General features: G+C 72.6%; 17 protein-coding genes. 3 read left to right on the top strand and 14 right to left on the bottom strand.

The window, feature by feature from the left end:
- Positions 1–889 (bottom strand): amino acid permease (locus QI554_RS25690; RefSeq protein ID WP_281472737.1); only part of this gene is annotated, 889 nt, incomplete at its 3' end.
- Positions 890–1,240: 351 nt separating this feature from the next.
- Positions 1,241–1,819, bottom strand: coding sequence for a universal stress protein (locus tag QI554_RS25685; RefSeq protein ID WP_281472734.1), 579 nt, complete (start codon positions 1,817–1,819; stop codon positions 1,241–1,243).
- Between the two features lie 311 nt (positions 1,820–2,130).
- On the opposite strand from QI554_RS25685, the gene QI554_RS25680 reads away from it, so the two are divergent.
- Both QI554_RS25680 and QI554_RS25675 read left to right on the top strand, forming a co-directional pair.
- A complete protein-coding gene (locus tag QI554_RS25680; protein WP_281472732.1) occupies positions 2,131–2,745 on the top strand; it encodes a class I SAM-dependent methyltransferase in 615 nt (204 codons plus the stop codon).
- 52 nt (positions 2,746–2,797) lie between these two features.
- Positions 2,798–5,446 carry a cation-translocating P-type ATPase gene (locus QI554_RS25675; RefSeq protein ID WP_281472731.1) on the top strand — a complete coding sequence of 883 codons (2,649 nt, stop codon included), beginning with the start codon at positions 2,798–2,800 and terminating at the stop codon, positions 5,444–5,446.
- Positions 5,447–6,007: 561 nt separating this feature from the next.
- Here QI554_RS25675 and QI554_RS25670 read toward each other — a convergent pair.
- The 5 genes from QI554_RS25670 to pflB form a co-directional block, all read right to left on the bottom strand.
- On the bottom strand, positions 6,008–6,919 hold the full coding sequence (locus QI554_RS25670; RefSeq protein WP_281472730.1) for a universal stress protein: 912 nt from the start codon (positions 6,917–6,919) through the stop codon (positions 6,008–6,010).
- Positions 6,920–7,162: 243 nt separating this feature from the next.
- The gene (gene ppdK / locus QI554_RS25665) at positions 7,163–9,835 is read right to left on the bottom strand and encodes a pyruvate, phosphate dikinase (RefSeq protein ID WP_281472729.1); all 2,673 of its coding nucleotides are present in this window, start codon (positions 9,833–9,835) and stop codon (positions 7,163–7,165) included.
- A 57-nt stretch (positions 9,836–9,892) separates the two neighbouring features.
- Entirely contained in the window at positions 9,893–10,909 is a 1,017-nt protein-coding gene (gene gap / locus QI554_RS25660; protein WP_281472728.1) for a type I glyceraldehyde-3-phosphate dehydrogenase, read from the bottom strand.
- 134 nt (positions 10,910–11,043) lie between these two features.
- Complete coding sequence (pflA, locus tag QI554_RS25655; protein ID WP_281472753.1) at positions 11,044–11,793, bottom strand: pyruvate formate-lyase-activating protein; 750 nt, start codon at positions 11,791–11,793, stop codon at positions 11,044–11,046.
- Positions 11,794–11,843: 50 nt separating this feature from the next.
- A complete protein-coding gene (gene pflB, locus QI554_RS25650) occupies positions 11,844–14,105 on the bottom strand; it encodes a formate C-acetyltransferase (RefSeq protein WP_281472727.1) in 2,262 nt (753 codons plus the stop codon).
- A gap of 188 nt (positions 14,106–14,293) precedes the next feature.
- On the opposite strand from pflB, the gene QI554_RS25645 reads away from it, so the two are divergent.
- Complete coding sequence (locus QI554_RS25645; protein ID WP_281472725.1) at positions 14,294–15,961, top strand: SulP family inorganic anion transporter; 1,668 nt, start codon at positions 14,294–14,296, stop codon at positions 15,959–15,961.
- A gap of 195 nt (positions 15,962–16,156) precedes the next feature.
- Here the strand turns inward: QI554_RS25645 and QI554_RS25640 are convergent, their stop codons facing one another.
- From QI554_RS25640 to QI554_RS25610, 7 genes are all read right to left on the bottom strand, one after another.
- Positions 16,157–16,858: a CBS domain-containing protein gene (locus tag QI554_RS25640; RefSeq protein WP_281472723.1), complete on the bottom strand. Its 702-nt coding sequence runs from the start codon at positions 16,856–16,858 to the stop codon at positions 16,157–16,159.
- Positions 16,859–16,895: 37 nt separating this feature from the next.
- Entirely contained in the window at positions 16,896–17,816 is a 921-nt protein-coding gene (locus tag QI554_RS25635; protein ID WP_281472721.1) for a universal stress protein, read from the bottom strand.
- A 67-nt stretch (positions 17,817–17,883) separates the two neighbouring features.
- On the bottom strand, positions 17,884–18,234 hold the full coding sequence (locus QI554_RS25630) for a universal stress protein (protein WP_281472719.1): 351 nt from the start codon (positions 18,232–18,234) through the stop codon (positions 17,884–17,886).
- A gap of 199 nt (positions 18,235–18,433) precedes the next feature.
- Positions 18,434–19,852 carry an MBL fold metallo-hydrolase gene (locus QI554_RS25625; protein WP_281472717.1) on the bottom strand — a complete coding sequence of 473 codons (1,419 nt, stop codon included), beginning with the start codon at positions 19,850–19,852 and terminating at the stop codon, positions 18,434–18,436.
- A gap of 136 nt (positions 19,853–19,988) precedes the next feature.
- Positions 19,989–20,852: a universal stress protein gene (locus QI554_RS25620; RefSeq protein WP_281472715.1), complete on the bottom strand. Its 864-nt coding sequence runs from the start codon at positions 20,850–20,852 to the stop codon at positions 19,989–19,991.
- A gap of 53 nt (positions 20,853–20,905) precedes the next feature.
- On the bottom strand, positions 20,906–23,617 hold the full coding sequence (locus QI554_RS25615; RefSeq protein WP_281472713.1) for a bifunctional acetate--CoA ligase family protein/GNAT family N-acetyltransferase: 2,712 nt from the start codon (positions 23,615–23,617) through the stop codon (positions 20,906–20,908).
- Positions 23,618–23,706: 89 nt separating this feature from the next.
- Positions 23,707–24,693 (bottom strand): universal stress protein, encoded by a 987-nt coding sequence (locus QI554_RS25610; RefSeq protein ID WP_281472711.1) that lies wholly within the window; start codon positions 24,691–24,693, stop codon positions 23,707–23,709.
- Between the last annotated feature and the right edge of the window lie 126 nt (positions 24,694–24,819).

The raw sequence follows: 24,819 nt of genomic DNA, 5'->3' as shown, positions 1-24,819 counted from the left end.
CGGCCATCACGCCGCCCCACGCGCTGCCGCCGAACATGTTGTTGAGCGCGTCGGAGAACGGCGCGGTGGAGTCGACCAGCTGGTCGTGCGGGACGTTGCCCATGATGGCGACGGTCGACAGCATGTAGACCGCGGCGCACGCCAGTGTTCCGTACACCGAGGCGCGGCCTATGTTCTTCGCGGGATTGCGCACCTTCTCCGCCGCCACCGAGACCGACTCGATGCCGGAATAGGCGAACACCACCAGAGCGGCCGAGGTCTGCAGCGCACCGAGGAAATCGTCTCCGCTCGCGTTGAACGGCCCGAAGTTCGCGCCCTTGAGGAAGAACAGGCCGATGACCGAGACGAACAGCAGCGGGGCGAACTTCAGCACCGTGGTCACGAGCTGGAAGGCGCCCATGTTCTTGACGCCGGAGAGGTTCACCAAGGCCGGCACGACCAGGCCCACGAAGGCGATGACGATCTTGCCGATCGTCGAGTCCCAGTGCAGGAAGTAGTTGACGTAGCCGACCCAGGCGACCGCGATGCCGGCGTTGCCGATCCAAGCGGACAGCCAGAAGGACCACGCGGTCAGGAAGCCGGGGAACTCGCCGAACGCGTCGCGGGCGTAGGCGTACGGGCCGCCGGACGCCGGGATGCGGGCCCCGAGCTTCCCGAAGATCATCGCGATGAGGATCGCGCCGACCGACACGAGCCCGAAGGCCAGGATCGAGACCGTGCCGTACTTGGCGAGGGTGGCCGGCAGCAGGAAGATGCCGGTTCCGATGACACCGCCGATGACCAGGGCGGTGGCCTGCGCCAGCCCCATGCTCGCATCGTCCGGTGCCGGGTTGCCCGGCGCGGGCGCGCCGCTTGCCGACGTCGGCGGCCTGTCCGTGGTCTGGCTCACGTCGTCCTCCTCGATTGCGTTGGCGGCGCGGGGCGTTTGCCTGCGCCGCGCGGCAATCCGTCAGGCGGCCGCCGCGTCGGCGACGAGCTTCGCCCCGCGGCGAGTCCGCCGATCAGAGGCCGCCGGCCTGGCGGGGCCTGCCGTTCGGCCCTGTCCGGGACAGGCCGTTAGGCCCTGCGGGTGCTCCCGCTGCGCACTGCTGAGTACGTCCGGGACGTGCCTCCAGGGGCCGTCTGGCAGGCGCCGTACGCCTCGAGCCGCGGCGGAGAATGATGGGGTGGCCGCGGGAGACCGGGGCCCTGGCCGGTCGCTCGGGGGATGCGAGCCGGCCAGGGTGTTCTCGGAACGGCCCTACGGGGCCGCGGGGGTGATGGATCGCCGGAAGGCGTAGCCCGGGGTGATGGTGGTGACCGGGCAGGACGCTTGCCGCAGGCACGCGCGTGCCACCGGCCCCAGGGTCGGCTGCGCGGCGTCTGTACGCCGGTTGCGGCCGAGGACCAGCATGGAGGCGTGCTTCGCGGCGTCGAGCAGCGTGGGGGCCGGACGGCCGGCGACGGCCATGGTGCGCACGTCGATGCCGGGCGCTACCGCGAGTGCGGCGTTCACGGCAGTGACCAGCACGTCGCGAGCCTCGTCCGCGCGGACCTTGTCGTGGCCGACGTCGCACGGCGGGGCATACGGTGCCCGGCCGACGCCGTCGGACTGCCAAGCGTGGACGATCAGCAATTCGCAGTGCCGCAGGGCGGCTTCGCGGGCAGCCCAGGCGACCACCACGTCGTCGGAGGCGGAGCCGTCGACGCCGACGACGATGGGGCCGGCCTGCGGCGACGGGAACTCCCCAGCAATTCCGGCAAGCTCGAGTGCGTGCACATCGGGCGCCGGTTGGACGGCGTGGCTGGGGGAGTTCGCGAAGCGAAGACTGCCGGACATGGTGCGCTCCTGACACTTGGTCGTGTGTCCGCGTTCCACGTTCAGACTGCCTCTCCGGCCCGCGCCGCACAGGGGCCGAACGACCCGGTGCGGCAGGCCGCGAGATCCGACTCGTGCGCCTGCCGCCGCATTCCCCGCACGATCCGCATGAGCAGCGTTATGTAGTTCCCCATCCCCGCGATCACGACTCCCCAAGGGACGGCGAATCCGCCGGCGTGCAGTCGGCAGGCCATGACCTCCGCCTACGATGACCCGATGCGCCGGCCCGCCGCAGAGCCGTACTGAACACCAACGTTGCCCGGTACCCGGGCATGATCGCCCGCGCACGTGAGTCCGCTGCCGACCACCCGCAACTCACCTTCGTCGAGGGAGACTTCCTCGACGCGGAACTACCCGGCGTGGAGCACGACTTCATCTGCTCGGTGACCACGATCCATCACATGGACTTCGAGGCCGCCCTCGTCCGCATGCGTGAACTGCTGAGACCCGGCGGCACGCTGGTGGTGGTCGGTGTGGCCCGCGAGGCGAGTGTGAGGGAGTGGGCGGCGTCTATCGCGGCTGCCCCGATCGTGCGGATCACGAAGGTGCTGCGTCGCGCGCGTGCTCCGCAGGGTATGCCGGTCGCCGACCCGCAGATGAGCTACGGGCAGGTGCGGGCGGCCGCCCGACGGTTGCTGCCCGGCGTGCGCTACCGCCGACATGTGTCGGCAACGGTGAGGGCCGAACGGCCCTGCACCCGGGGCTCGATCATGTGGACGCTGGGTCGGACGAGGTGGATAGGTGCCTCATCTGTTCAGAGCCGGTGGCCGCCCGGAGCGGATCGCCGACCGGCTTCAGGGCCGACCCACCGAGGACGACGCCATGCGCATATCGCACGAAGCGACCTCTCAGGCTGTTCCGGCGACGGCTCCGGGTCGGCCGCCTGACGAGGTTTCGCCCTTCCGCCTCGAAGACGCCTATCGTCGGCAGGCCGCTGAGGTGGCCGGGCTACTCGGCGTCGATCCGGCAGCGGGCTTGGGCCTGGCCGAGGTGGAGCGGCGGACGGCGGACTGCGGGCCGAACCGACTGGCTGAGCCGCCCCGTCGGCCGCAGTGGCTGCGTGTCCTCGACCAGTTCCGCAGTTGGCTGATCGCCATCCTGCTCGTCGCCGCGGTCGTCGCCGGGATCATCGGGGATGTCAGGGACTCGATCGTGATCTCCGTCGTCCTGACGATCAACGCCGTCATCGGATACCTCCAGGAACGCCGTGCCGAGCGGAGCCTGGAGGCACTGCGCCGGATGATGGTGTCCACTGCGCGGGTCCGCCGCTCCGGCGAGGTGCACATGGTGCCGGCCGAGTCGCTGGTGCCCGGCGACATGGTCCTGTTGGAGCCCGGCGACCGGGTGCCGGCCGACGGCCGCCTGATGGTCGCCGAGGCGGTCTCGGTCGGGGAAGCGGCCTTGACCGGCGAATCGCGGTCCATCGCCAAGGGCGTGGAGCCGGTGGTCCCGGACGGGCAGGAGCCGGTGGCCCTTGCCGACCGGACCAGCATGCTGTTCATGAACACGGCCCTGACCCGGGGACGGGCCGAGATGGCCGTCACGGCCACCGGCATGCACACCGAGGTCGGGGCCATCGCCGAGGCACTGCGTACCGGCGCTGAGCCGGCCAGTCCGCTGCAGGTACAGATGGGCAGCCTCGGCCGTCGGCTCGCCCTGGTGAGCGGGGTCGCGGTGATCGCGTACGCGGCCGTCGCCCTGATCAGGGGTGAGGCGCCGGCGGAGCTCGCCCTGCGAGCGGTGGCACTGGCGGTCGCGGCTGTCCCGGAGGGGCTGCCCGCCGTGGTGACCCTGACCCTCGCGCTCGGGATGCATCGCATGGCGCGTCGGGGCGCGATCGTCAAGCGGCTGGCTTCGGTGGAGGCACTCGGTTCGGCGACCGTGGTGTGCACTGACAAGACCGGCACGCTGACCCTGAACGAGATGACCGCGCGGGCCCTGTGGTCGGCCGGACGGCTGTATGAGGTGAGCGGCGAAGGCTACGGGACCGCGGGTACAGTCCGGGCCGACGGCGGCGATCCGGGCACCGGCGAACTACGCGAAGCGATTGTGCCGTTCGCCTTGTGCAACGACGCGCGGCTGGCGGACGACGGAATGATCGGGGACCCGACCGAGGCCGCCTTGCTGGTGCTCGCGACGAAGGCCGGCGCGGACCTTGAGAGCCTGCGCCGTGAGCGGCCGCGCACGGGTGAGGTGCCCTTCGAACCGGCCGCCAAGTACATGGCGACCTTCCACACCGAGCCCGACGGCCGAACCCGCGTCCACGTCAAAGGCGCCGTCGACGTACTGCTGGACCGCTGCACCCGGATCCTCACCGCGCACGGCACCGCCGACCTGGACCAGCACTGGATTGGGGAGGTCACCGCTGCCGCGTCCCGGATGGGCCGCCAGGGGCTGCGCGTCCTGGGCGCGGCCACCGCCGTCATGGAACACCCGCCTACCGGAGCGGAGTTGACCGGGCTGACCCTGGTGTCGATCGCGGGGATCGCCGACCCACCCCGGCCCGAGGCCCGCGACGCGGTGGCCCTGTGCCGCCGGGCGGGTATCGCCGTCAAGATGGTCACCGGCGACCATGCCGACACCGCCGCGGCCATCGCCCGCGAACTCGCCATCACCGGCGACATCGTCACCGGCCCGGAACTCGCCCGGATGCCCGCCGAGGAACTCGCCGCGCGTATCGACCGGATCGGCGTCTTCGCCCGGGTGGCGCCGGAACACAAGGTCGCCATCGTGCAGGCTCTGTCCGCCAAGGGCCACATCGTCGCCATGACCGGGGACGGCGTCAACGACGCGGCCGCCCTGCGCGCCGCACACATCGGCGTGGCGATGGGCGCCACCGGCACCGACGTCGCCAAGGAAGCCGCCGACATGATCCTGACCGACGACGACTTCTCGACCATCGTGCACGCCGTCCGCGAAGGCCGCGCCATCTACGACAACATCGTCACCTTCGTCCGCTTCCAACTGTCCACCAACATCGGAGCGATCCTCGCGCTGCTCGGGACCTCGCTCATGGGGCTGCCCGCCCCGCTCTCGGCCATCCAACTGCTCTGGATCAACATCATCATGGACGGGCCGCCCGCGATGGCCCTCGGCGTCGACCCCGCGCGTGACAACGTCATGGACCGTCCACCCCGTGCCACCGGTGAACGGATTCTCGCCGTCCACCGATTGGCCTCCATCGCGCGCACCGGTGCGGTCATGGCCGCCGGCACCGTCACGCTCTTCGCCGCCGCCCGCCACACCAGCGGCACGGCCGTCGCGGCGACCATGGCGTTCACCACGTTCGTGTTGTTCCAACTGTTCAACGCCCTCAACGCCCGGTCGGAGGACGGCCCGGTCCTGGGACGCCACCAGTTCCGCAACGGGACCCTGTGGCTGTGCCTGGCGGCCGTTCTCGTCCTGCAGATCGTGGCCGTCCAAGTGCCCGGGGCACGTACGGTCTTCGACACCGTTCCGCTGAACCCCACACAGTGGGGCCTGTGTCTGGCCACCGCCTCCTCGGTGCTCTGGACCGAACACCTTGCGCGTGCCGCCCGTCCGCTCCTGCGCTCCGGCCTCGGCCGGACAGCGGTCGCCCGGAGGTAGACCGCGTCCGATGCAGAGCCCCTTCCGGCTTCGTCGGCGTGAGTCGCACGGGGACGGCGCTGACGGAGTGTTCGCGCATGACGCGCACGATCTCCTTGAAAGGGGTGGCGGTCTGGAGCGTGACCACCGGGGTGGCCATGGGCACTTCGACACGGTGGGGCTGCACGGCAGCCTCCTCGGCGGCAGGAGCGGGCCGGCGGACGGCGGGGTTCAGGCGTGGGTGACACGGGGATGAGCAGGACGGGCGCGTGCGCGTGGTGCAGCAGGGCGTGGGTGACGCGCCGGCAGGTGCGGACCGCCTCGGCGTTCGGGCCCGCGGGGACGGCGCTGAGGACCGGCAGATCGGGGAACGACCAGGCGTACAGGGCCCGCAGCGGCTTGCCCCGGCTCGACGCCTCGGCGAGCGCGGTGCGGCTGACGGCTGTCTCGCAGTCGGGGCGTGTCGCCGATGGAGCTCCGGCCGCCTTGACCCACCCCTCGCGTGCTCTCTCGCGCCGCCGACGCCGAACGCCCGATGCCCCGAGCGGGGCCGGGCGTTCGGAGGCGCCACCGCGGTGCCGGTCAGTCCACCGGAACCAGCAGCACCGGGGAATGGGCGTGGTGCAGGACCGCGTACGCCGACGACCCGATGGTCCTGCCGATGTTGTGGGCGCGGCGGTGGGCGGCCACGACGGTGATCTCGGCTTCCTCGGAAGCGTCCACGAGGATCTGCCCCGCCGGACCGCTGACCACTGTGCCGGTCGCCGCCACGTTCGGGAACTCGGCGCGCAGCGGCGCGAGGACGTCCGCGAGGGACTTCTCGGCGGCGCGTTGGATCGAGCGATAGACGTCGTCGGGCAGCGGGACTGCGGCGCCCACGAAACCCCCGGCCGCCGGAATCGGCGGCAGCGACCAGGTGGTGATCGCCTTTACGGCGAGTCCACGCCGCGCCGCCTCCTGGAAGGCGGCCCGCGCCGCCGGCTCGCAGGTGGCATCGGCGATCCCGACGAGGATCTTGCGCGCCGGGGTGGACGGGTCGACGGTGCCCGCCCCGCGCTCGTCCGCGGGAACCACCAGCAGCGGGCAGCGGCTTCGGCCGGCCAGGTGCCGGCTGACCGAGCCCATGAGCAACCCGGTGAACCCGCCCAGGCCGCGGCGCCCGACGACCAGCAGCGCGGCGCGCTCGGACGCGGTGTCCAGGGCGTCGGTGTCCTTCTCGTGGACGATGTTCGTGGTCACGGTGAGGCCCGGGCAGCGTTCTCGTGCCTGGACGGCATGGCGCTGCAGCGTGTCGACGCCGGCGTCGTGCAGGAGTTCGCCGTACCAGTCGTGCGACTCGAAGGACTTGGGCTCCCACGCGTGGAGCAGTTCCAGCGTGGTGCCGCGCAGGACGGCCTCGTCGGCGGCCCAGTCGACCGCGTTCCGGGCGGAGTCGGAGCCGTCGACGCCGACGATGACGGGACGGGCGTCCGGTTCGATGGCGGGGGTGGGCATGAGGGCTCTCCTCTGTTGATGGTTCGGGCGGGGCGCCGCCCCGGTCTCGAAGGTCGAGCCTCCTGCCAAAAGATCAGCCGGGACAGGGTCGTTCGGCCCGGCGGGGTGGGGACCTCGCCCCAGCGCCGCGGGCACCGCGAGGTGCGCCTCCGCCCGCCGTCGGTTCCTCCCCAGTGCACCAAGTCCGCCCCGTCCCCATGGTGAGGGCAGTCACCGGTCACACGTCGGGACATGACTCGACGGTCAGAGGCGTTGACGCGCGACGGCCCGGGCCGCCTCCAGGCGGGCGGCCGGGACGCGGAACGGGGAGCACGAGACGTAGTCGACGCCGACGGTGTCGAAGAAGTGGATGGAGGCCGGGTCGCCGCCGTGTTCGCCGCACACGCCGATGCGGAGGTCCGCACGGGCGGCGCGTCCGTCATCGACGGCCAGGCGGATGAGTCGGCCGACGCCTTCCCGGTCGATGCTGGTGAAGGGCGAGACCGCGAAGATCCCGCGGTCCAGGTAGAGGGGGAAGAAGGAGGCCTCGGCGTCGTCGCGGGACAAGCCCCAGGTGGTCTGGGTGAGGTCGTTGGTGCCGAACGAGAAGAAGTCGGCGGCCTCGGCGACGCGGTCGGCGGTCAGCGCGGCGCGCGGCAGTTCGATCATGGTGCCGATGGGGCAGGTGATCGGCATGCCGCAGGTCTCGGAGACGTCGGCGAGCACGTGCTCGATCTCGTCGCGGATCAGACGCAGTTCCTCGACGGCGCCGATGAGCGGGACCATGATCTCGGCTCGCGGGTCGCCTCCGGCGGCCAGTCGGGCGGCCGTCGCCTCGGCGATGGCGCGGGTCTGCATCGCGAACAGGCCGGGGACCGCGAGGCCGAGGCGGACGCCGCGCAGGCCCAGCATCGGGTTCTCCTCGTGCATGCGGTCGACGGCCTCCAGGAGGCGGACGTCGTGCGGGTCGGGGCGTTGCCCGGCAGCCCTCGCGGAGGCGATGCGCACGGCCAACTCCCGCCCGTCGGCGAGGAACTCGTGCAGGGGCGGGTCGAGGAGCCGGATGGTCACGGGCAGGCCGTCCATCGCGGCGAGCAGCGCCGTGAAGTCCGCGCGCTGGAGGGGCAGGAGCGCGTCCAGAGCGGACCTGCGTTCGTCGTCGGTCCGGGCCAGGATCATGGCTTCGACGAGGCCGCGCCGTTCGCCGAGGAACATGTGCTCGGTGCGGCACAGGCCGATGCCCTGGGCGCCGAACCTGCGGGCGCGCGCCGCGTCCTCGGCGGTGTCGGCGTTGGCCAGGACGCCCAGGCGCCGGGTGCCGTCGGCCTGTTCCATGAGGCGGGCCACCGCGTCGACGAGGCCGGGGGTACGTTCACCGGTCTCGAAGTAGGTCATCACCTCGGAAGGGCGTAGCGGGATCGCGCCGAGGTGGACGGCGCCGCTGGTGCCGTCGACGGAGACGACGTCCCCTTCGGCGACGACGAGCCCGCCCGGACCGGTGAACCGGCGGTTCTCGGTGTCGACGTCGAGTTCTTCGGCGCCGCACACGCACACCTTGCCCATGCCGCGCGCGACCACCGCGGCGTGGCTCGTCTTGCCGCCGCGGCTGGTGAGCACGGCCCGTGCGGCGATCATGCCGGCCAGGTCGTCGGGGTTCGTCTCGCTGCGCACGAGCACGACGGCCTCGCCGGTCGCGGCGCGGCGTACCGCCTCGGCGCTGTCGAAGACGACCGCGCCGACGGCCGCGCCGGGCGAGGCGGCGATGCCGTGAGCGATGGGCCGGTCGTCGGCGTCGGTGGCGAAGCGCGGGAACAGAAGTTGGTCCAGTTGGGGTCCGCTGACCCGTCCCAGCGCCTCGGCCTGTGTGATGAGTCCTTCCTCGGCCAGGTCGGCGGCGATCCGGAACGCCGCCTCCGGCGTGCGTTTGCCGACTCGGGTCTGCAGGATCCACAGGCGGCCGCGTTCGATGGTGAACTCCACGTCGCACAGGTCGCGGTAGTGGCGCTCCAGGAGGGCCATGTGTGCGCGGAGCCTGCCGTAGGAGGTGGGGTCGAGGGCCTCCAGCTCCTGGAGCGGGAGCGCGTTGCGGATGCCGGCGACCACGTCCTCGCCCTGCGCGTCGGACAGGTAGTCGCCGTAGACGCCGGCCCGGCCGGTGGCCGGGTCCCGGGTGAACGCGACGCCGGTGCCGGAGTCGGGGCCGAGGTTGCCGTACACCATGGCCTGGATGTTCACCGCTGTGCCGAGGTCCTCCGGGATGCGCTCGCGGCGGCGGTAGACCTTGGCCCGTTCGCCGTTCCAGGACTGGAAGACCGCGAGGACGGCGCGGCGCAGTTGCTCGTGCGGGTCCTGGGGGAACTCCGATCCGGTGGCCTGCCGGATGACCGCCTTGAACTCGGTGACGATCGCCGTCAGATCGCGGACGTCGAGCCCGAGGTCGTCGGTGACCGCGCGCTCGGTCTTGACCCGGTGCAGCACCCCCTCGAACGCGTCCGCGGGGACGCCCAGCACCGTGCTTCCGTACATCTGGACGAGCCGCCGGTACGAGTCCCACGCGAACCGTTCCCGGCCGGTGGACTTCGCCAGGCCGGCGACGGTGTCGTCGGTGAGGCCGATGTCGAGGATCGTGTCCATCATGCCGGGCATGGAGAACCGGGCCCCGGAACGTACGGACAGCAGCAGCGGGTCGTCGGTCTGGCCGAGCCGGCGGCCGAGCGCCACTTCGAGACCCGTCAGGTGTCGGCCGATCTCCGCGTCCAGGCCCTCGGGTGCCGCGCCGGTGCGCAGGAACGCGCGGCAGGCCTCGGTGGTGACGGTGAACCCGGGCGGCACGGGCAGCCCGAGCCGGGTCATCTCGGCGAGGTTGGCGCCCTTGCCACCGAGCAGGTCAGCCAACTCACGGGAGCCGTCGGCGAAATCGCTCACGTACACGTTCATCGGGGGTCTCCTTCGCCGGCGCGCGGCTCACGGTCCTGACAGGGGGTGTGCCGCGGCTCAGAGCCGGTCGGCGACGTACTCGGTGAGGTCGAGCAGGCGGTTGGTGTAGCCCCACTCGTTGTCGTACCAGCCGAAGACCTTGGCCAGCGTGCCGCGGGCCTGGGTCAGCGGCGCGTCGAAGACGCAGGAGGCGGGGTCGCCGATGACGTCGCGGGAGACGATCGGCGCGTGGGTCACGCGGAGGATCCCCCGCAGGTCGCCTTCGGCCGCGCGGGCGAACGCGGCGTTGATCTCCTCGGCGTCGGAGTCCCGGCCGAGAACCACGGTCAGGTCGGTGAGCGACCCGTCCGGGACGGGCACGCGCACCGCGACGCCGTCGAGGACGCCGTCCAGGTCCGGCAGCACCAAGCCCACCGAGCGGGCGGCGCCGGTGCTGGTGGGGATGATGCTGACGGCGGCGGAGCGGCCGCGGCGGAGGTCCTTGTGCGGGCCGTCGAGCAGCGCCTGGTCGTTGGTGTAGCCGTGGATCGTGGTCATCAGGCCGTTGCGGACGCCGAATTCGTCGTGCAGGACCTTGAGCATCGGCACGACGCAGTTGGTGGTGCAGGACGCGGCGGAGACCACGTGGTGTCGCAGCGGGCTGTACTCCTGTTCGTTCACGCCCATCACCACGGTCGCGTCGACGTCCTTGCCCGGTGCGGAGACGAGGACCTTGAACGCGCCGGCCTTCAGGTGCAGGGCGGCGTCCTCGCGGGCCCGGAAGCGGCCGGTGGACTCGACCACGACGCTGACGCCCGCGTCGCCCCAGGCGAGTTCGGCGGGGTCGCGGCGCGCGGTCACGGCGATCCGCCGGCCGGCGACGGTGATGGAGCGGTCGTCGGAGGTCACCTCGTGGAGGAGGACGCCGTAGGTGGAGTCGTACTGGAGCAGGTGTGCGAGGGTCGCGGCGGGCGCGATGTCGTTGATGGCGACGACCTCGATCTGGGTCTGCTGCCGGGCCGCGCGTTCCAGCACGCCGCGTAGGTAGTTGCGTCCCACGCGCCCGAATCCGTTGATGCCCACACGTACCGTCATGGCGAACCGCCTCCTTGGCGTCGTGGTGCCCGCCGGCCGGGGTGCCGGTCCAGCGTGGTCGTCTTCAGCGTCGTCGTCGGCCGGAGGGGCTCGACAGGGCCGATCGGCCCTGCGCCCTGAGCCCCGGACGGCGGTCAGTAGGACCGCAGGCCGGCCGCCTGGAACCGGGCGCGGACCCGTTCGACGAGGGCGGCGTCCGGCACCGGGGTGTCGTGGAGCGGGAAGGGGATGCCCAGGGCGGCGTACTTGGGCGCGCCGAGTTTGTGGAACGGCAGGACGTCGACGTGGTCGACGTTGCGCAGGCCCGCGACGAACGCCGCCAGGCGGTCGATCATCGCCTCGTTGTCGGTGAGTCCGGGGACCAGGACGAAGCGGATCCAGACCGGGACGCCCAGGACGTCCAGGCGTCGCGCGAAGTCCAGGGTGGGCGCCAGTTCGCCGCCGGTGAGCTTCCGGTAGCCGTCGGGGTCGAACGATTTGATGTCCAGCAGCACCAGGTCGGTGTCGGCCAACAGCGCGTCGTCCGCCCGCGCGCCGAGGAAGCCGGAGGTGTCCAGCGCGGTGTGCAGGCCGGCTTCCTTGCAGCGGCGCAGGACGTGTGCGGTGAACTCCGGTTGCAGCAGCGGTTCTCCGCCGCTGAGGGTCACGCCACCGCCCGCGGTGCGGACGAAGTCCCGGAATCCGGCGATGCGCGTCATCACCTCGTCGACGGTGGTGCGGTGTCCGTTGCGCATGCGCTGGGTGTCCGGGTTGGCGCAGTACAGGCAGCGCAGCGGGCATCCGCTGGTGAACAGGACGAACCGGGTGCCCGGCCCGTCGACGCCCGTCGACAGGTCCCACGAGTGCACGTAGCCGGTATCTCCGGGTGGCCGGCGTCCGGTCAGCGCGACAGGTACGGGCCCGGGGCCCGCCGCCGGGTTCGGGGCCACGGCGCTCACCTCGACTCGTGGAACGTCCGGCTGATCACGTCGAGTTGCTGCTCGCGGGTCAGGCGCACGAAGTCGACGGCGTAGCCGGAGACCCGGATCGTGAGGCTGGGGTACTTGTCCGGGTGCGCCATGGCGTCCTCGAGCGTCGTGCGGTCGAGCACGTTGACGTTCATGTGGAAGCCGCCGGCGGCGAAGTAGCCGTCGAGGATCCCGACCAGGTTGCCGGCCCGCTCGGCGGGGTTGTGGCCGAGTCCTTCCGGGGTGACCGTCGAGGTCAGCGAGATGCCGTCGCGGGCCTGCGCGTAGGGGATCTTGGCGACGGACAGCGCGGAGGCCGCCAATCCGTGCCGGTCCCGGCCGTTCATCGGGTTGGCGCCGGGCGAGAACGGGGTGCCGGCGCGGCGGCCGTCGGGGGTGTTGCCGGTGTGCTTGCCGTACACGATGTTGGACGTGATGGTCAGGACCGACTGCGTGTGCTCGGCGTCCCGGTAGGCCGGGTGGCGGCGCAGCTTCGCCATGAACGACTCCACCAGGCCGACGGCGATGGCGTCCGCGCGGTCGTCGTTGTTGCCGTACGCCGGGTACTCGCCCTCGACCCGGTAGTCGACCGCGAGGCCCGACGTATCCCGGATCACCGCGACGCGTGCGTACCGGACTGCGGAGAGGCTGTCGGTGGCGACCGCCAGGCCCGCGACGCCGCACGCCATCGTGCGGTGCACCGGGTGGTCGTGCAGCGCCATCTCCAGCCGCTCGTACGCGTACTTGTCGTGCATGTAGTGGATGACATTGAGCGCGCCGATGTACGTGGCGGCGAGCCAGTCCAGCACGCGGTCGTAGGCGGCCATCAGTTCGCCGTAGTCCAGGTAGTCGCCGGTCAGCGGCGGCGCGGGAGGGGCGATCTGCTCGCCGGTGACCTCGTCGCGTCCGCCGTTGACCGCGTACAGCAGCGCCTTGGCCAGGTTGACCCGCGCCCCGAAGAACTGCATCTGCTTGCCCACGGCCATCGCCGAGACGCAGCACGCGATCGCCGTGTCGTCGCCGGTGTGGCACCGGAGCAGTTCGTCCGACTCGTACTGGAGCGAACTGGTGTCGATCGACAACTGGGCGCAGAACGCCTTGAACGCGGCGGGCAGCCGCGGCGACCACAGCACGGTCATGTTCGGCTCCGGCGCCGGGCCGAGGTTGCGCAGGGTCTGCAGCAGGCGGAACGAGGTACGCGTGACCAGCGGACGAGCGTCCTCGCCGATCCCGCCGACGGACTCGGTGACCCACGTCGGGTCCCCGGAGAACAGCGCGTCGTACTCGGGGGTGCGCAGGAACCGCACCACACGCAGCTTGATGACGAAGTCGTCGATCAGTTCCTGGGCGCGGGCCTCGTCGATGCGCTCGTCGCGCAGGTCGCGCTCGAGGTAGATGTCGAGGAACGTGGAGGTGCGGCCGAGCGACATGGCCGCGCCGTTCTGCTCCTTGATGGCGGCGAGGTAGCCGAGGTAGAGCCACTGGATCGCCTCGCGCGCGGTCGTCGCGGGTCCGGAGACGTCGACGCCGTAGCCGGCCGCCATCTCCTTGAGCTCGCCCAACGCCCGGATCTGCTCCGCGAGTTCCTCCCGATCGCGGATGACGTGCTCGTCGGACGGCAGCGCGTCCAGGCGGGCCCGGTCGGCGTGCTTGGCCTCGATCAGCCGGTCCACGCCGTACAGCGCGACGCGCCGGTAGTCGCCGATGATCCGGCCCCGCCCGTAGGCGTCCGGGAGCCCGGTGATGATCCCCGCCTTGCGTGCGCGCAGCATCTCCGGGGTGTAGGCGTCGAACACACCGTCGTTGTGGGTCTTGCGGTAGGTGCCGAACACCGCCTTGACGAACGGGTCGGTCTTGTAGCCGTAGGCCTGAAGGCTGTTCTCCACCATGCGGATACCGCCGTTGGGCATGATCGCGCGCTTGAGCGGGGCGTCGGTCTGCAAGCCGACGATCAGCTCGCGGTCCCGGTCGATCCAACCCGGCCGGTGCGAGGTGATCGTGGACGGGGTGGAGGTGTCCACGTCGAGGACGCCCTTGCGGCGCTCCTCCGGGTACAGCGCGGCCACCGTCTCCCAGACGCGGCGGGTGCGCTCGGTCGGACCTTCCAGGAAGGCGCCGTCCCCCTCATACGGGAGGTAGTTGGCCTGGATGAAGTCGCGCACGTCGATCCGGTCGCGCCACGCGGTTCCACTGAACCCGTACCAGGCGGACAGGGTCGCTTCCGCCGTGCCGCCGGCTGTCGTCGTCATGTGACCCGCCTCCACGCATCAAGTCAGGGCTCTGCATCTACAAGACCGCACCGCGGCGGGCCGCACCCGGGCCGAACGGCCCACCGCTCCGGGTCACAGGACCGGTGGGGACGTCGTCGCGACCGGGCGTCCCGCGGTGGGTCGTTCGGCTCTTGACCTGCGGCCGGGGCCCGCCGGACGCTGTCGCCATGTCGGCTCGAGATCGTCCCGTCCGGTCCGGCGCGTCCGCGCACGGGACCGGAATGTGGCGTGCCGACGTGCTCGCCGCCCTCACCGCGTGCGCGATCTTCGTGCCGGAGTGCGTCGCGTATGCGGGCGCGGCCGGTGTGCCGCCGCAGCACGCGCTGTACGCCGCACCGGTGTCATTGGTCGTCTACGCGCTGCTTGGCTCCTCGCGGCGGGTTGTCGTCGGTGCCACGGCCGCAGTGGCGGTGTTCTCGGGCGCGACGGTCTCCGCGCTGTCTTCGGACCCCGCGACCATCGTGCAGCTGTCCGCCGCCCTGGCGGTCCTCACCGGGATGATCCTGCTGGTGATCGGGGCGGCGGGTGCGGGGTTCGTCGGCGACTTCCTCGAACCGGCGGCACTCGTCGGGTTCCTGGCCGGCCTCGCACTCGTGGTCGGCGTCGGTCAGACCGCGCACTTGCTAGGTGTCGACGCGGGCGGCGGGGAACCGCCGCGCCGGGCCTGGCGGGTCGCGGCGGAGCTGCCGGACGCGAGCGTGGCCGGCGCCGCCGTCGGGCTCACGGCCCTCGCGCTGCTGATTCTCATGGACTACTTTCTGCCACGCGTCCCTGGCGTGTTGCTGGTGCTGGTCCTCGGCACCGCGGCGTCGTCCGCCGGACACTTTGCGCGGCACGGGATCGCCGTGGTCGGCGACGTGCCCGCCGCGTACCCGGCGTTGCGGCCACCCGACGTCGGCTGGGACGCGTGGGTGTCCCTGGGCGGCGGGGCGGCCGGCATGGCGCTGATCGTGTACGCCGTGGGCTTCAGCCTCGCGGTACGGCTCGACGAGGACCCGGCGTCGGCCGGACCGCAGCCCGGTCGGGAGATGGCCGCGCTCGGCCTGGCCAACATCGGCGCGGGTCTGGTCGGCGGCTTCGGCGTGACCGCCAACCCGGCCGTCAGCGCTGCGGCGGCGAAGGCGGTCCCACGTACCCGGCTGATGCCGATGTTCGCCGCAGGCATCGTCCTCGTCGTCGGCGCGTCGCTCACCCCGCTCCTCGCCTCGCTGCCGCAACCCGTGCTGGCCGCGATCGTGCTGTTCGCGGTACGCGGATTCCTCGCCCCGTCCGCGTTCCCCCGGGACCGGCGCGACCTCGCGGTCGCCGCGACCTCACTGGTCGGCGTCGTGACGATCGGCCTGCTGCCCGGCCTGCTGCTGTCCGCCGCGCTCTCGCTGCTGCTGTTCCTCGGCGAGGCCACCCGGCTGCGCGTCGCGCGCCTGGGCCGGCTGCCGGGCACCCACGCGTACGTCGACGTCGTGCGGCACCCGGCCGCGGAGGAGGTTGCCGGGCTGCTGATCGTCCGTCCCAACGGCGCGCTGTTCTACGGCAACGCGCGCCACACGGTCGCCGCGATCAAGGCTGCGGCACGCGGTCCCGCACAGGTCGTGGTGCTCGACCTCGGCGCGAACTTCCACATCGACCAGCCGTCCCTGGACGCGCTCGACCGACTGCGCACCGACCTCGGGCGCAGCGGTGTCCGCCTCTGGTTGGCGCATGTGCACCACGGCACCGCCGACGCGGTCGCCCGCAGCCGGCTCGCCGACGCACCCGCCTGGCTCGACGTCGACACCGCGGTACGCGCCTTCCGCGCCTCCGGCCCGCAAGCCGGAACCCGCCGTCCGGACGGATAGCGCCCGTTGCGTCGGCGGTCGCCTTTCCCTCGCGGCACAAGGCCGTTCAGCCAGCGGGGTTGGGGAGAGACGCCCTGCCGCGGCCGTCCCGAGTGGGCGAGTTTGGGCCCGCGCCGGATCGAGCCGCGATGCCGAACGGCCCGCCGGAGGCGGGCCGTTCGGGGGACAGCGAATATGGCGGCGATGCGGTCGGGGTCAGAGCCGTCGGCCGGGACGGGGGATGTCGGCGGGGTTGATCTTCGTGTCGTCGACCGCGTAGGTGAGGTGGTCGTGGACCTGGACGACGCCGTCGACGCCCCGGCACATGCGGACCAGGATGCGGGTCAGGGTCTTGTTCTCCAGCTCGCCTTCTAGATGGACGACACCTTCGGTGACGCGGACGGTGACGGTAGCCGGGTCGATCCACAGATCGCGGCGGATCACGTCGTCGAGGATCTCCACGCGGATGACGTCGTCGGGCTGCAGGAACACACGCAACAGGTCGCAGCGGCTCACGATCCCGCACAGCCGTCCGCGGTCGGTGACCGGGAGTCGCTTGACGCCGTGCTGTTCCATCGTGCGGGCGGCCTGGCCGACGGTGGCGGACCGGTCGATGGTGACGGCGGGTGAGCTCATCAGGTCGGCGGCGGTCTCGCCTTCGGCCTTGCCACGGGCGGCGCGCACACCGCGTCGGGTGTGCACGCTGAGCGGCAGGCGCGCGGGGCCTTCGCTGTCGGCCTCCTTGCGCAGCAGGTCGGCTTCGGAGACGACGCCGACCACGATCTTGTCCTGGTCCAGGACAGGCACGGCGCTGACGTGGTGCTCGCCCAAGACGCGGACGATCTCCTTGAACGGGGTGTCGGTGTGGACGGTGGCCACCTCGGTGGTCATCAGCGCGTCCACGCGGTGGTGCTGCACGGGAGCCTCCCTCGGATCCTGGGGTGGAGGGTGCGGGTCAGTCGACGGGGATGAGCAGGACGGGCGCGTGGGCGTGGTGCAGCAGTGCGTGGGTGACGGGCCCGATCTGGCGTCCGATCCGGCCCTCGCGGTGGCGGGTGGCGATGACGACCATCGACGCGCCTCGGGAGGCCTCGACCATGGCGTGGGCGCGGCGGTCGTTGACGACGTCCTCGTTGACCTCGACGTCCTTGTGCTGGTCGCGGACCGCGCCCAGAGTCCGGGACAGGATCGTCTCGCCGTTCTGCTGGCAGGTGCGGATGGCCTCGACGGTGGGCCCGGGCTGTGCGGCGACGCCGTAAGTCGGCAGGTCCGGGAACGACCAGGCGTGCACCGCGTGCAGGCGCTGCTTGCGGCCCGCAGCCTCGGCGAAGGCCGCTTCGACGGCCGGCAGGCACGATTCGCCGGACACGCCGACCAGGACGGGGTGTGTGTCGATGCGGAAGAAGTCCTCGTCGAACGGCGGCTGCGCGCTGCCGTCCTCGCCGGACCGTACGACCAGCGTCGGGCAGTGGGCCTCGGTGGCGACGGCGCGGCTGACCGAGCCGAGCAGCATGCCGGTGAAGCCGCCGCGGCCGCGGCTGCCCATGACCAGCAGGCCGGCGCGCTCGGTGGCCCCGGTCAGGACGTCCTCGGCCTGTCCGTGCTCGACGGTGGTGGTCACGTGCAGGTCGGGGCGGCGGCGCCGGGCCCGCTCGGCGGCGGTCTGCACGACTTCGGTGCCCTGGTTGTGCAGGTGGTGTCCGTACCAGTCGCTGGCCTCGTAGGCCTTCCACTCCCAGGCGTGCAGGATCTCCAGGTCGACACCTCGCAGCATGGCCTCGTCCGCGGCCCAGTCGACCGCGTTCTCGGCGGCCGGCGAGCCGTCGACGGCGACGATGACGTGGCCCCGGGCCTTCGGCGTGTTCTGCTCGGTCATCGCGGACTCCTCTGGGATCGCTCGGATTTGCTCCTTCATGGATCCTCGCCGCGCCGCTGACGAAGCGTCAGGGTCCTTCGGCCCGGGCGTTCGTGCCGTTCGGGGCCACGGGGATCACGAGCAGCGGGCAACGCGTACGGTGCAGGACCGCGTGGGTGGTGGTGCCGATGTGCATTCCGGGGCTGTGCGGACGCTGACGTGTGGCCAGCACCAGCAGTTCGGCCTTCTCCGAGGCCTCGACCAACGCGCGTGCGGCGGAGTCGCGGACGACGTCCTGGTCGATGCGGACATCGGGTTCGACGTGACGTGCGGCGGAGACGACGTCGGCGAGCTGGGTCCGCGCCCGGGTCCGCGAGCCGGCGAGCGGTCGGGGTCGACGTGGACCTCCCGGACGTCGCCGACCCAGCGGAACCACCACGGCTGGGTGTTGTGCTTGGACGGCGCCGAAGTCGCGGCCCGCAGGATGCGTTCGCGCTGCTTCGGAGTGAGCGGATTGTTCGTCATGACGCACCTCCGATGAACCACCGAGGCGGCCCCAGAGGACCGTTCCGTGGTACCAGGTTCCGGCCGAAGGCTCGGCGCCCCCAGGTTGCCCGGGGGTTGAGGCCCGGCGGGGCTCAGCGGGCGGTCGCCGGCAGCACGAGGGACGTGTCGGGTGTCGGGATTTCCGCGTTCCAGTCGAGTGTGTCGCGGATGCGGTTGCGCAGTGCCAGGCGGGCGCCGGGGCTGCCGTGCACGACGTAGGTCATGGCGGGCTCGGTGCCGCGGCCGAGCCATTCGATGATCTCGGCGGCGTCGGCGTGGGTCGTCATGCCGGGCAGGTGGGCGATCCGGGCGCGGACCGGGACGACGTCCTTGCCGATGCGGACCTCGGTCGCCCCACGGGCGAGCGCGTGGGCGGCGGTGCCGACAGGGGAACGCCCTTGCAACAGGACCGCGTTGCGCGGGTCCGGCAGCAGCTCGCGCAGGTGTCGGCCCGCGCGTCCGCCGTCGCCGTGGTGGGGTCCGGCGATCAGGATGCCACCGGCGGCGCCCGACGCGTGCCGCACCGGCCTGGCGGTGCGGACTTCGGTGAGGCTTCCGACGTCGAAGGCGCCGAAGCCGGCGTCCAGGACGGAGTCGTGGAGTTCGGGGTCGCGGGCCAGCAGCGCGTCGCGCCACACACCGACCGACGCGAGGCCGGTGGGCCCGTCGAAGCAGACCGGCACACCGCCGGGCAGGCAGCCGACGCGGCGCAGCCGGGCGAGTTCGAACAGCACGGTGGCGATGTGGTCGACCGGGCCGGCGGGGACCAGGACGGTGCCGCCGTGGTCGAGGGTGGTGAACACGACGTGTGCGAGGTGGTCGCGGTCGTCGGACGCGGGTCGTCGGCCCTCTCCGTAGGCGGCCTCGACGAGCACGGTGTCGGCGTGCGTGAACGGCTCCGGGTGGCGCAGCAGCGGGTGCCGGTGCCGGCCGAGGTCGCCGCTGATCGCGACGGTCCCGGCGGAGCCGAGGTCGAGGTGCACCCACGCGGACCCGAGCGCGTGCCCGGCGCGGTGCAGGGTGCACGCGATGCCGGGCGCGATGACCATGGGGTCACCGAACTCGTGACCGACTCCCAGCGCCGCGACCGCCACGGCGACGCGGGCCGGGTCGTCCTCGGGGAGCGCGGGACCGTGGCCGGTTCGGGTGTGCGCGCGTTCGGCGACCGCCGCCGGGCCTTCGTTCTCCCGCTGCGTCAGCAGCGCGTCGCGCAGTCCGATGTCGGCCATCCGCAGGGTGTACGGCGTGGCGATCAGCGAGCCGGCGAAGCCATTGCGCACTAACGCCGCCAGCCCGTCAGCGTGTTGGGGGTGGGCATGGGTGAGGACGACGGCGTCCAACATGGACGCGTCGAACGCGGCCAGATCGGGCGACGCGCCGCAGTCGACGAGCACCCGCGCGTATCCGGTGTCCACCAGGACACTGGTCCCTGCACCGCCGAGCGGCGTCAGCGTGACATCGGGGGTGGCGCTGCGCCCGGTCGCCGAGCCGGGGCCGGTGGTGTCGGACATGGCGGACTCCTCGTCAAGCGGTACGGGTACGGGTTCCTGGTCCAGCGTCCTGACACGGGACCACACGCACAGGGGCCGAACGGCCCCGTGGGGCGGGCCGCGACGCCCGCCCCACAGGCTCCCCCCCTCTGGTGGATCAGTACGGGACCACCGCGACGGGGCCGTGCGCGTGCAGCAGAACGGCGTGCGCGACCGGACCCAGCTTCAACCCCAGCGACGTCCCGGACCTACGCCGTCCCACGACCGTCAACGCGGCGTGCCGGGATGCCCCGACCAGCGCGGCGGCCGGCGCGTCGTGCGCGACCGCCCGCAGGATGTCGATCTGCGGGTACTTCTCCGACCAGCCGGCCGTCGCCTCGGCCAGCGACCGGGTCGCGGCCTCCTCCACGGCGGCCTTGTCGAAGACCGGGCCGCCGGCGACCGCGGAGGCACCCGTCGTCCAGCCGTGCAGGACCCGCAGCCCGGCGGCGGGGTGCGCCGCGGCCTCCTCGAACGCGAACGCCAGGACATCGGCGGCCACATCGTCCAGGTCCAGCCCGACCACCACGTCGCGTACGCGGGCGGGGCCCTCGACCGGGAGCGCTTCGCGGACGATGACAACCGGGCAGCGCGCGATGGCCGCCGCGGTCAGGCTGGTCGAGCCGAGCAGCAGGCTGCGGAACCCGCCGCGGCCGCGTGACCCGAGCACGAGCATCGCCGCAGTGGTGCTCTCCTCCGCGATGGCCGCCCCGACGAGATCGGCCGCGGACACGGTGGTCACGTCCAGGCCGGGTGCGAAGGCCCGGGCCTGGACCTCGGCCTGGTCGAGGATCGAGGTGCTCTCCGCGAGGCTCGCGGCGCGGCCGCCGGGCATCGGGAGCGGGAGCCACGCGTGCATGATCCGCAGGGCCAGCCCGCGCGCCCGCGCTTCCTGGGCCGCCCAACGCAAGGCTTCACCGGCGTGCGTCGAGCCGTCGACCGCCACGGTGATGTGCGCGGCGTTGGGGTTGTGGGTGTCCATGTCCGGTCCTCCGAGGGGTGCGTGGCTGGGCGGTGCGGCGGGACGACTGATGTTCAGCGGACGCGGCGCAGGTAGGGGTCGGCCGGATGGCGCGGTGCGACGCGGATGCGGGCGTCGACGACGGTGACGCCGTCGGGTGTGGCGATGGCGGGGTTGAGGTCGAGTTCGCATACCTGCGGCAGGTCGTCGGCCAGGCGCGAGACGCGGTGCAGCAGGTCCTCGACGGCCGCGACGTCGCAGGGCGGGGCGCCGCGGTGGCCGTACAGCAGCTTGGCGGCGCGGGAGCCGGTGACCAGATCCTTGGCGTCCAGGTCGGTGAGCGGGGTGAGCCGGGCGCCGTGGTCGTCGAGGAGGTCGACGCTGGTGCCGCCGAGGCCGAACAGGACCAGCGGGCCGAGGACTTCGTCCTGGTCGACGCCGACGATCAGCTCGACGCCGGGCGCGGCCATCGGCTGGATGATCGCCCCGTCCATGCGCGCGCCGAGCCGGTGTGCGAGGTCGGTGTACGCGGCGCGCACGGCGTCGTCGCCGACCAGGCCGAGGCGCACGCCGCCGACGTCGGTCTTGTGCGGGAGCTCGGAACCGTAAGCCTTGAGCGCGACCGTGCCGGCCGCCGACATCGGCGCGAGCTCCCGGGCGGCGTGCACGGCGGCTTCCGCGGTGGACGCCAACTGCCAGTGGGCTTGCGGGATGCCGTAGCCGTTCAGGAGCGAAGCAACCTGGTCGGGCGGCAGCCAGCCACCGCCAGGGTGGGCCTCCAAGTACGCGTCCACAGCTCCGCGGGCCCACGCAGCGTCGATCCGGTCGAGCGTGGGCACGATGCCGCGCGGACGGGTCAGCCACATCGCGCGGTCGTGCGCGTGGGCGAGGGCGACGGCGGCGGTGCGGGTGTCGGAGAAGACCGGGAGTTCGCCGTGCCACGCCGGCACGAGGCTGACGGCGTCGGCGCGTTCGGGGGCGATGACCGCGATGGGTATGCCGCGGACCGCCGAGCCGCGGGTCAGGTCGGCGAGCGGGTCGCCGAGCGCGGTGGGGGCCAGCGCCAGCAGGACCGCGCCGACGTGGCCGACCGAGGCGATCAGGTCGATCGCGCGGCGCAGCGTCTCGCCGGGCACATTCGCGGTCGCGTCGACCGGGTTCGCGCAACTGGCCCCGTCCGGGAGCAGATCGCGCAGTTCCTTCTCGATCGCCTCACCCAGGTACGGCACGGTCAGCCCCGCGTCTGCGCACGCGTCGGCGGCGAGCACGCCGAGGCCGCCGGCGTTCCCGATGACGGCGACGGCGCCGCTCTTGGGCAGCGGTTGCGCGTACATCAGCGCGGTGGCCGCGACGAGATCGCCGAGCGAGCGGGTGGCGGTGACCCCGGCCTGACGGAACAGCGCTTCGCGGGCGACGGTCGGGGTGACGGCGGCGGCGGTGTGCGAGGCCGCGGCGCGGCGCGCGGGCGCCGAGCGGCCGGCGTCGACGGTCAGCACGGGGATCTGTCGGCCGACCCGCCGTGCGATCCTGGAGAATTTGCGGGGGTTGCCAAACGACTCCAGGTGCAAGACGGCCAGTTCGGTGCGCGGGTCGGTCTCGAACCACTGCAGCATGTCGTTGCCGCTGACGTCGTACTTGTCGCCGAGCGAGGCGAAGGTGGAAACGCCGATGCCCAGCCGGTTGAGCTGGCGCAGCAGCGCGATCCCGACGCCGCCGGACTGCACGGCCACTCCGGCCTGGCCGGGTATCGCCTCGACGCCCGCGAAGTTCGCGGTGAACGGTGTGCGGCCGCCGGTGTCCGCGACGCCGACGCCGTTGGGGCCCACCATCCGCATGCCGTGCCGGTGGCAGCTGTCCCGGACGCTCTGCGCCTGCTCGGGTGTGAACCCGGCCGTCACCACGACCAGCGCGGCGACGCCGGCCTGCCCGCATTCCTCGGCAAGTGCCGGTACAGCGTTGGCGGGTACGGCGACCACCACGACGTCGGGCAGCCGCGGCAGGTCGGCGACGTGCGCGTACGCGGGCACGTCCCCGATCGCCGCCTCGCTCGGGTGCAGGACGAACAGGCCGTCGTCCCAGCCGGAGCGCACCAGATCGGCCAGGATCACCCGGCCGACCGAGTCGGGGCGCCGGCCCGCCCCGGCCACCGCGACGGTGGTGGGGCGGAACAGCGGCAGGAGGCTGGCCGCGTCGGCGCCGCGCTTGCGCAGGCCCATCGCCGCGAGGAACTCCTCGCGGCCCGGGTCGCCGACAGGCAGGTCGAGCGGGATGACCGCGGTGACCACGCCCGCCTCCACCTTGCGGTGGAGCGGCAGGCCCATGTCCTGGAGCACCCGCAGCATGGGGCGGTTGTCCGACAGCACGTCCGCCGTCCAACTGCGCACCCCGTGGGCGCGTGCGACATCGATCAGGTGCTCGATCAGCAGGGTTCCGACGCCGCGGTGGTGCCAGTCCTCCGCGACGGTCACCGCGAGCTCCGCCTCGGCGGGCGCGGTTACGTAGAATTCCGCGACACCGACGACCTGTTCGCCGTGCCAGGCGATCAACGCACCGCCTTCGGGCCCAGCCGTCCCGCAGACACGCCGCGCGGTGTCGGCAGCCGCGCGGCGCGAGCCTCCGAAGAACCGCATGTGCAGGCTGTCCGCCGACAGGCCGTCGAACAACGCGCGGATCGCGGGCTCGTCGGCGGCCACCGGCGGGGCCAGACGCAGCATCGTGCCGTCGGCGGCGAGCGCATGGCGCTGGTCCTCCGGTGAACCGGAGGCGGCATGCTCGGTCGCGGTCATGACGGGGTCCTTCCTCGTAGGGGGATGGCTCGGACCGATCGGGTGGGCAATGGACTCGTGGACGCGGGTGTGTCCCGGCGCGCAGGAGTTCAGCCGGAGGTGCCGGACGCGTCGTCGGTCTCAGGGACGACGATCACGGGGCACGTCGCGTGGTGGAGCACGCCGCGGCTGACGGAGCCGAGGACCATGCCTTGGAACCCGCCCAGCCCGCGCGTGCCGACCACCAGTCCCAGGGCCTGCCGGGACGCGAGGACCAGCGCGTGCACGGTGTGTCCGTGCGCGATCTGCGGACGGACCACGACGTCCGGGTACCGGGCCTTCCAGCCCGCCAGGCTCTCGGCCAGCGCGATGCCGGCCTCCTTGTCGGCCTCGTTCGCGGAGTGGAGCCCGGTCGCGTGGGTCACGAACACCGCGTCGAGGACCGCCCCGCGGCGCGACGCCGTGTCGAACGCGAAGCCGATCGCCGGCTCGCTGTGCGGCGAACCGTCGACCCCGACGACCAGGAACGGGTGGATCGTGCCGTGCTGTTCAGGGCCGCGCACGACCACGACCGGGCAGGCGGCGTGTGCCGCGACCGGCACCGCGACGCCGCCTGTCGTGAGTGCTTCGGCCACCGACGACAGGTGCCGCGAGCCGAGCACGACCATGGCGGCGTCCTCGGCCTCGGTCCGCAGAACCCGGACCGGCTCGCCGTCCGTCAGCGCGTCGACGATCTCCAGGTCCGGGTGGTCGGCGAGGGCGATCGTCCGGGCGTTGTCGACAGCGGCCCGCCCGGCGTCGCGGAACTTGTCGCCCCACCCACGCGCCGGCGGGATGAGGTCGGGGTCGCGGTACACCTGGGTCGGCCACGACGTGGCGTGGACGCGGTGGAGGTCCCTGTGGTGAACCGGAGTGCCGGTCGCGTGTGAGTACTGCGGCCGCGGCGCGCCGGCCGGCCAGTCCAGGGCGTGCACGAGTCGCAGCGGCAGCCCACGGCGGGCCGCTTCGTCGGCCGCCCACCGGACGGCCAGCCGCCCGGCCTCGGTGTTCTCGACCCCGACGACAACAGGCAGTCGCGCGGTGGTGTCTCCGGTCATGTCGGCACCCCTCCGGAAGCAGCGAGCGGGGACCGGCGCGTTGCCGGTGCCCGTGTCGACACTCCTCCGACGGGCTCCGTAGAGGCAGAGCCGTTAGGCCTACCAGGGCAGGCCCGCAGGCCCGGT

This window comes from Yinghuangia seranimata, assembly GCF_029953285.1.
GTDB classification, from domain to species: Bacteria; Actinomycetota; Actinomycetes; order Streptomycetales; family Streptomycetaceae; genus Yinghuangia; species Yinghuangia seranimata.
Note: the sequence above shows the minus strand (reverse complement) of the source record. Positions and strands in the feature narration are given on the sequence as shown.

Coding starts and splice junctions, on each gene's coding strand:
- QI554_RS25685 (WP_281472734.1), bottom strand. CDS start 1,819: ATGTCCGGCAGTCTTCGCTTCGCGAACTCCCCCAGCCACGCCGTCCAA.
- QI554_RS25680 (WP_281472732.1), top strand. CDS start 2,131: ATGATCGCCCGCGCACGTGAGTCCGCTGCCGACCACCCGCAACTCACC.
- QI554_RS25670 (WP_281472730.1), bottom strand. CDS start 6,919: ATGCCCACCCCCGCCATCGAACCGGACGCCCGTCCCGTCATCGTCGGC.
- ppdK (WP_281472729.1), bottom strand. CDS start 9,835: ATGAACGTGTACGTGAGCGATTTCGCCGACGGCTCCCGTGAGTTGGCT.
- gap (WP_281472728.1), bottom strand. CDS start 10,909: ATGACGGTACGTGTGGGCATCAACGGATTCGGGCGCGTGGGACGCAAC.
- pflB (WP_281472727.1), bottom strand. CDS start 14,105: ATGACGACGACAGCCGGCGGCACGGCGGAAGCGACCCTGTCCGCCTGG.
- QI554_RS25645 (WP_281472725.1), top strand. CDS start 14,294: ATGTCGGCTCGAGATCGTCCCGTCCGGTCCGGCGCGTCCGCGCACGGG.
- QI554_RS25635 (WP_281472721.1), bottom strand. CDS start 17,816: ATGACCGAGCAGAACACGCCGAAGGCCCGGGGCCACGTCATCGTCGCC.
- QI554_RS25625 (WP_281472717.1), bottom strand. CDS start 19,852: ATGTCCGACACCACCGGCCCCGGCTCGGCGACCGGGCGCAGCGCCACC.
- QI554_RS25620 (WP_281472715.1), bottom strand. CDS start 20,852: ATGGACACCCACAACCCCAACGCCGCGCACATCACCGTGGCGGTCGAC.
- QI554_RS25615 (WP_281472713.1), bottom strand. CDS start 23,617: ATGACCGCGACCGAGCATGCCGCCTCCGGTTCACCGGAGGACCAGCGC.
- QI554_RS25610 (WP_281472711.1), bottom strand. CDS start 24,693: ATGACCGGAGACACCACCGCGCGACTGCCTGTTGTCGTCGGGGTCGAG.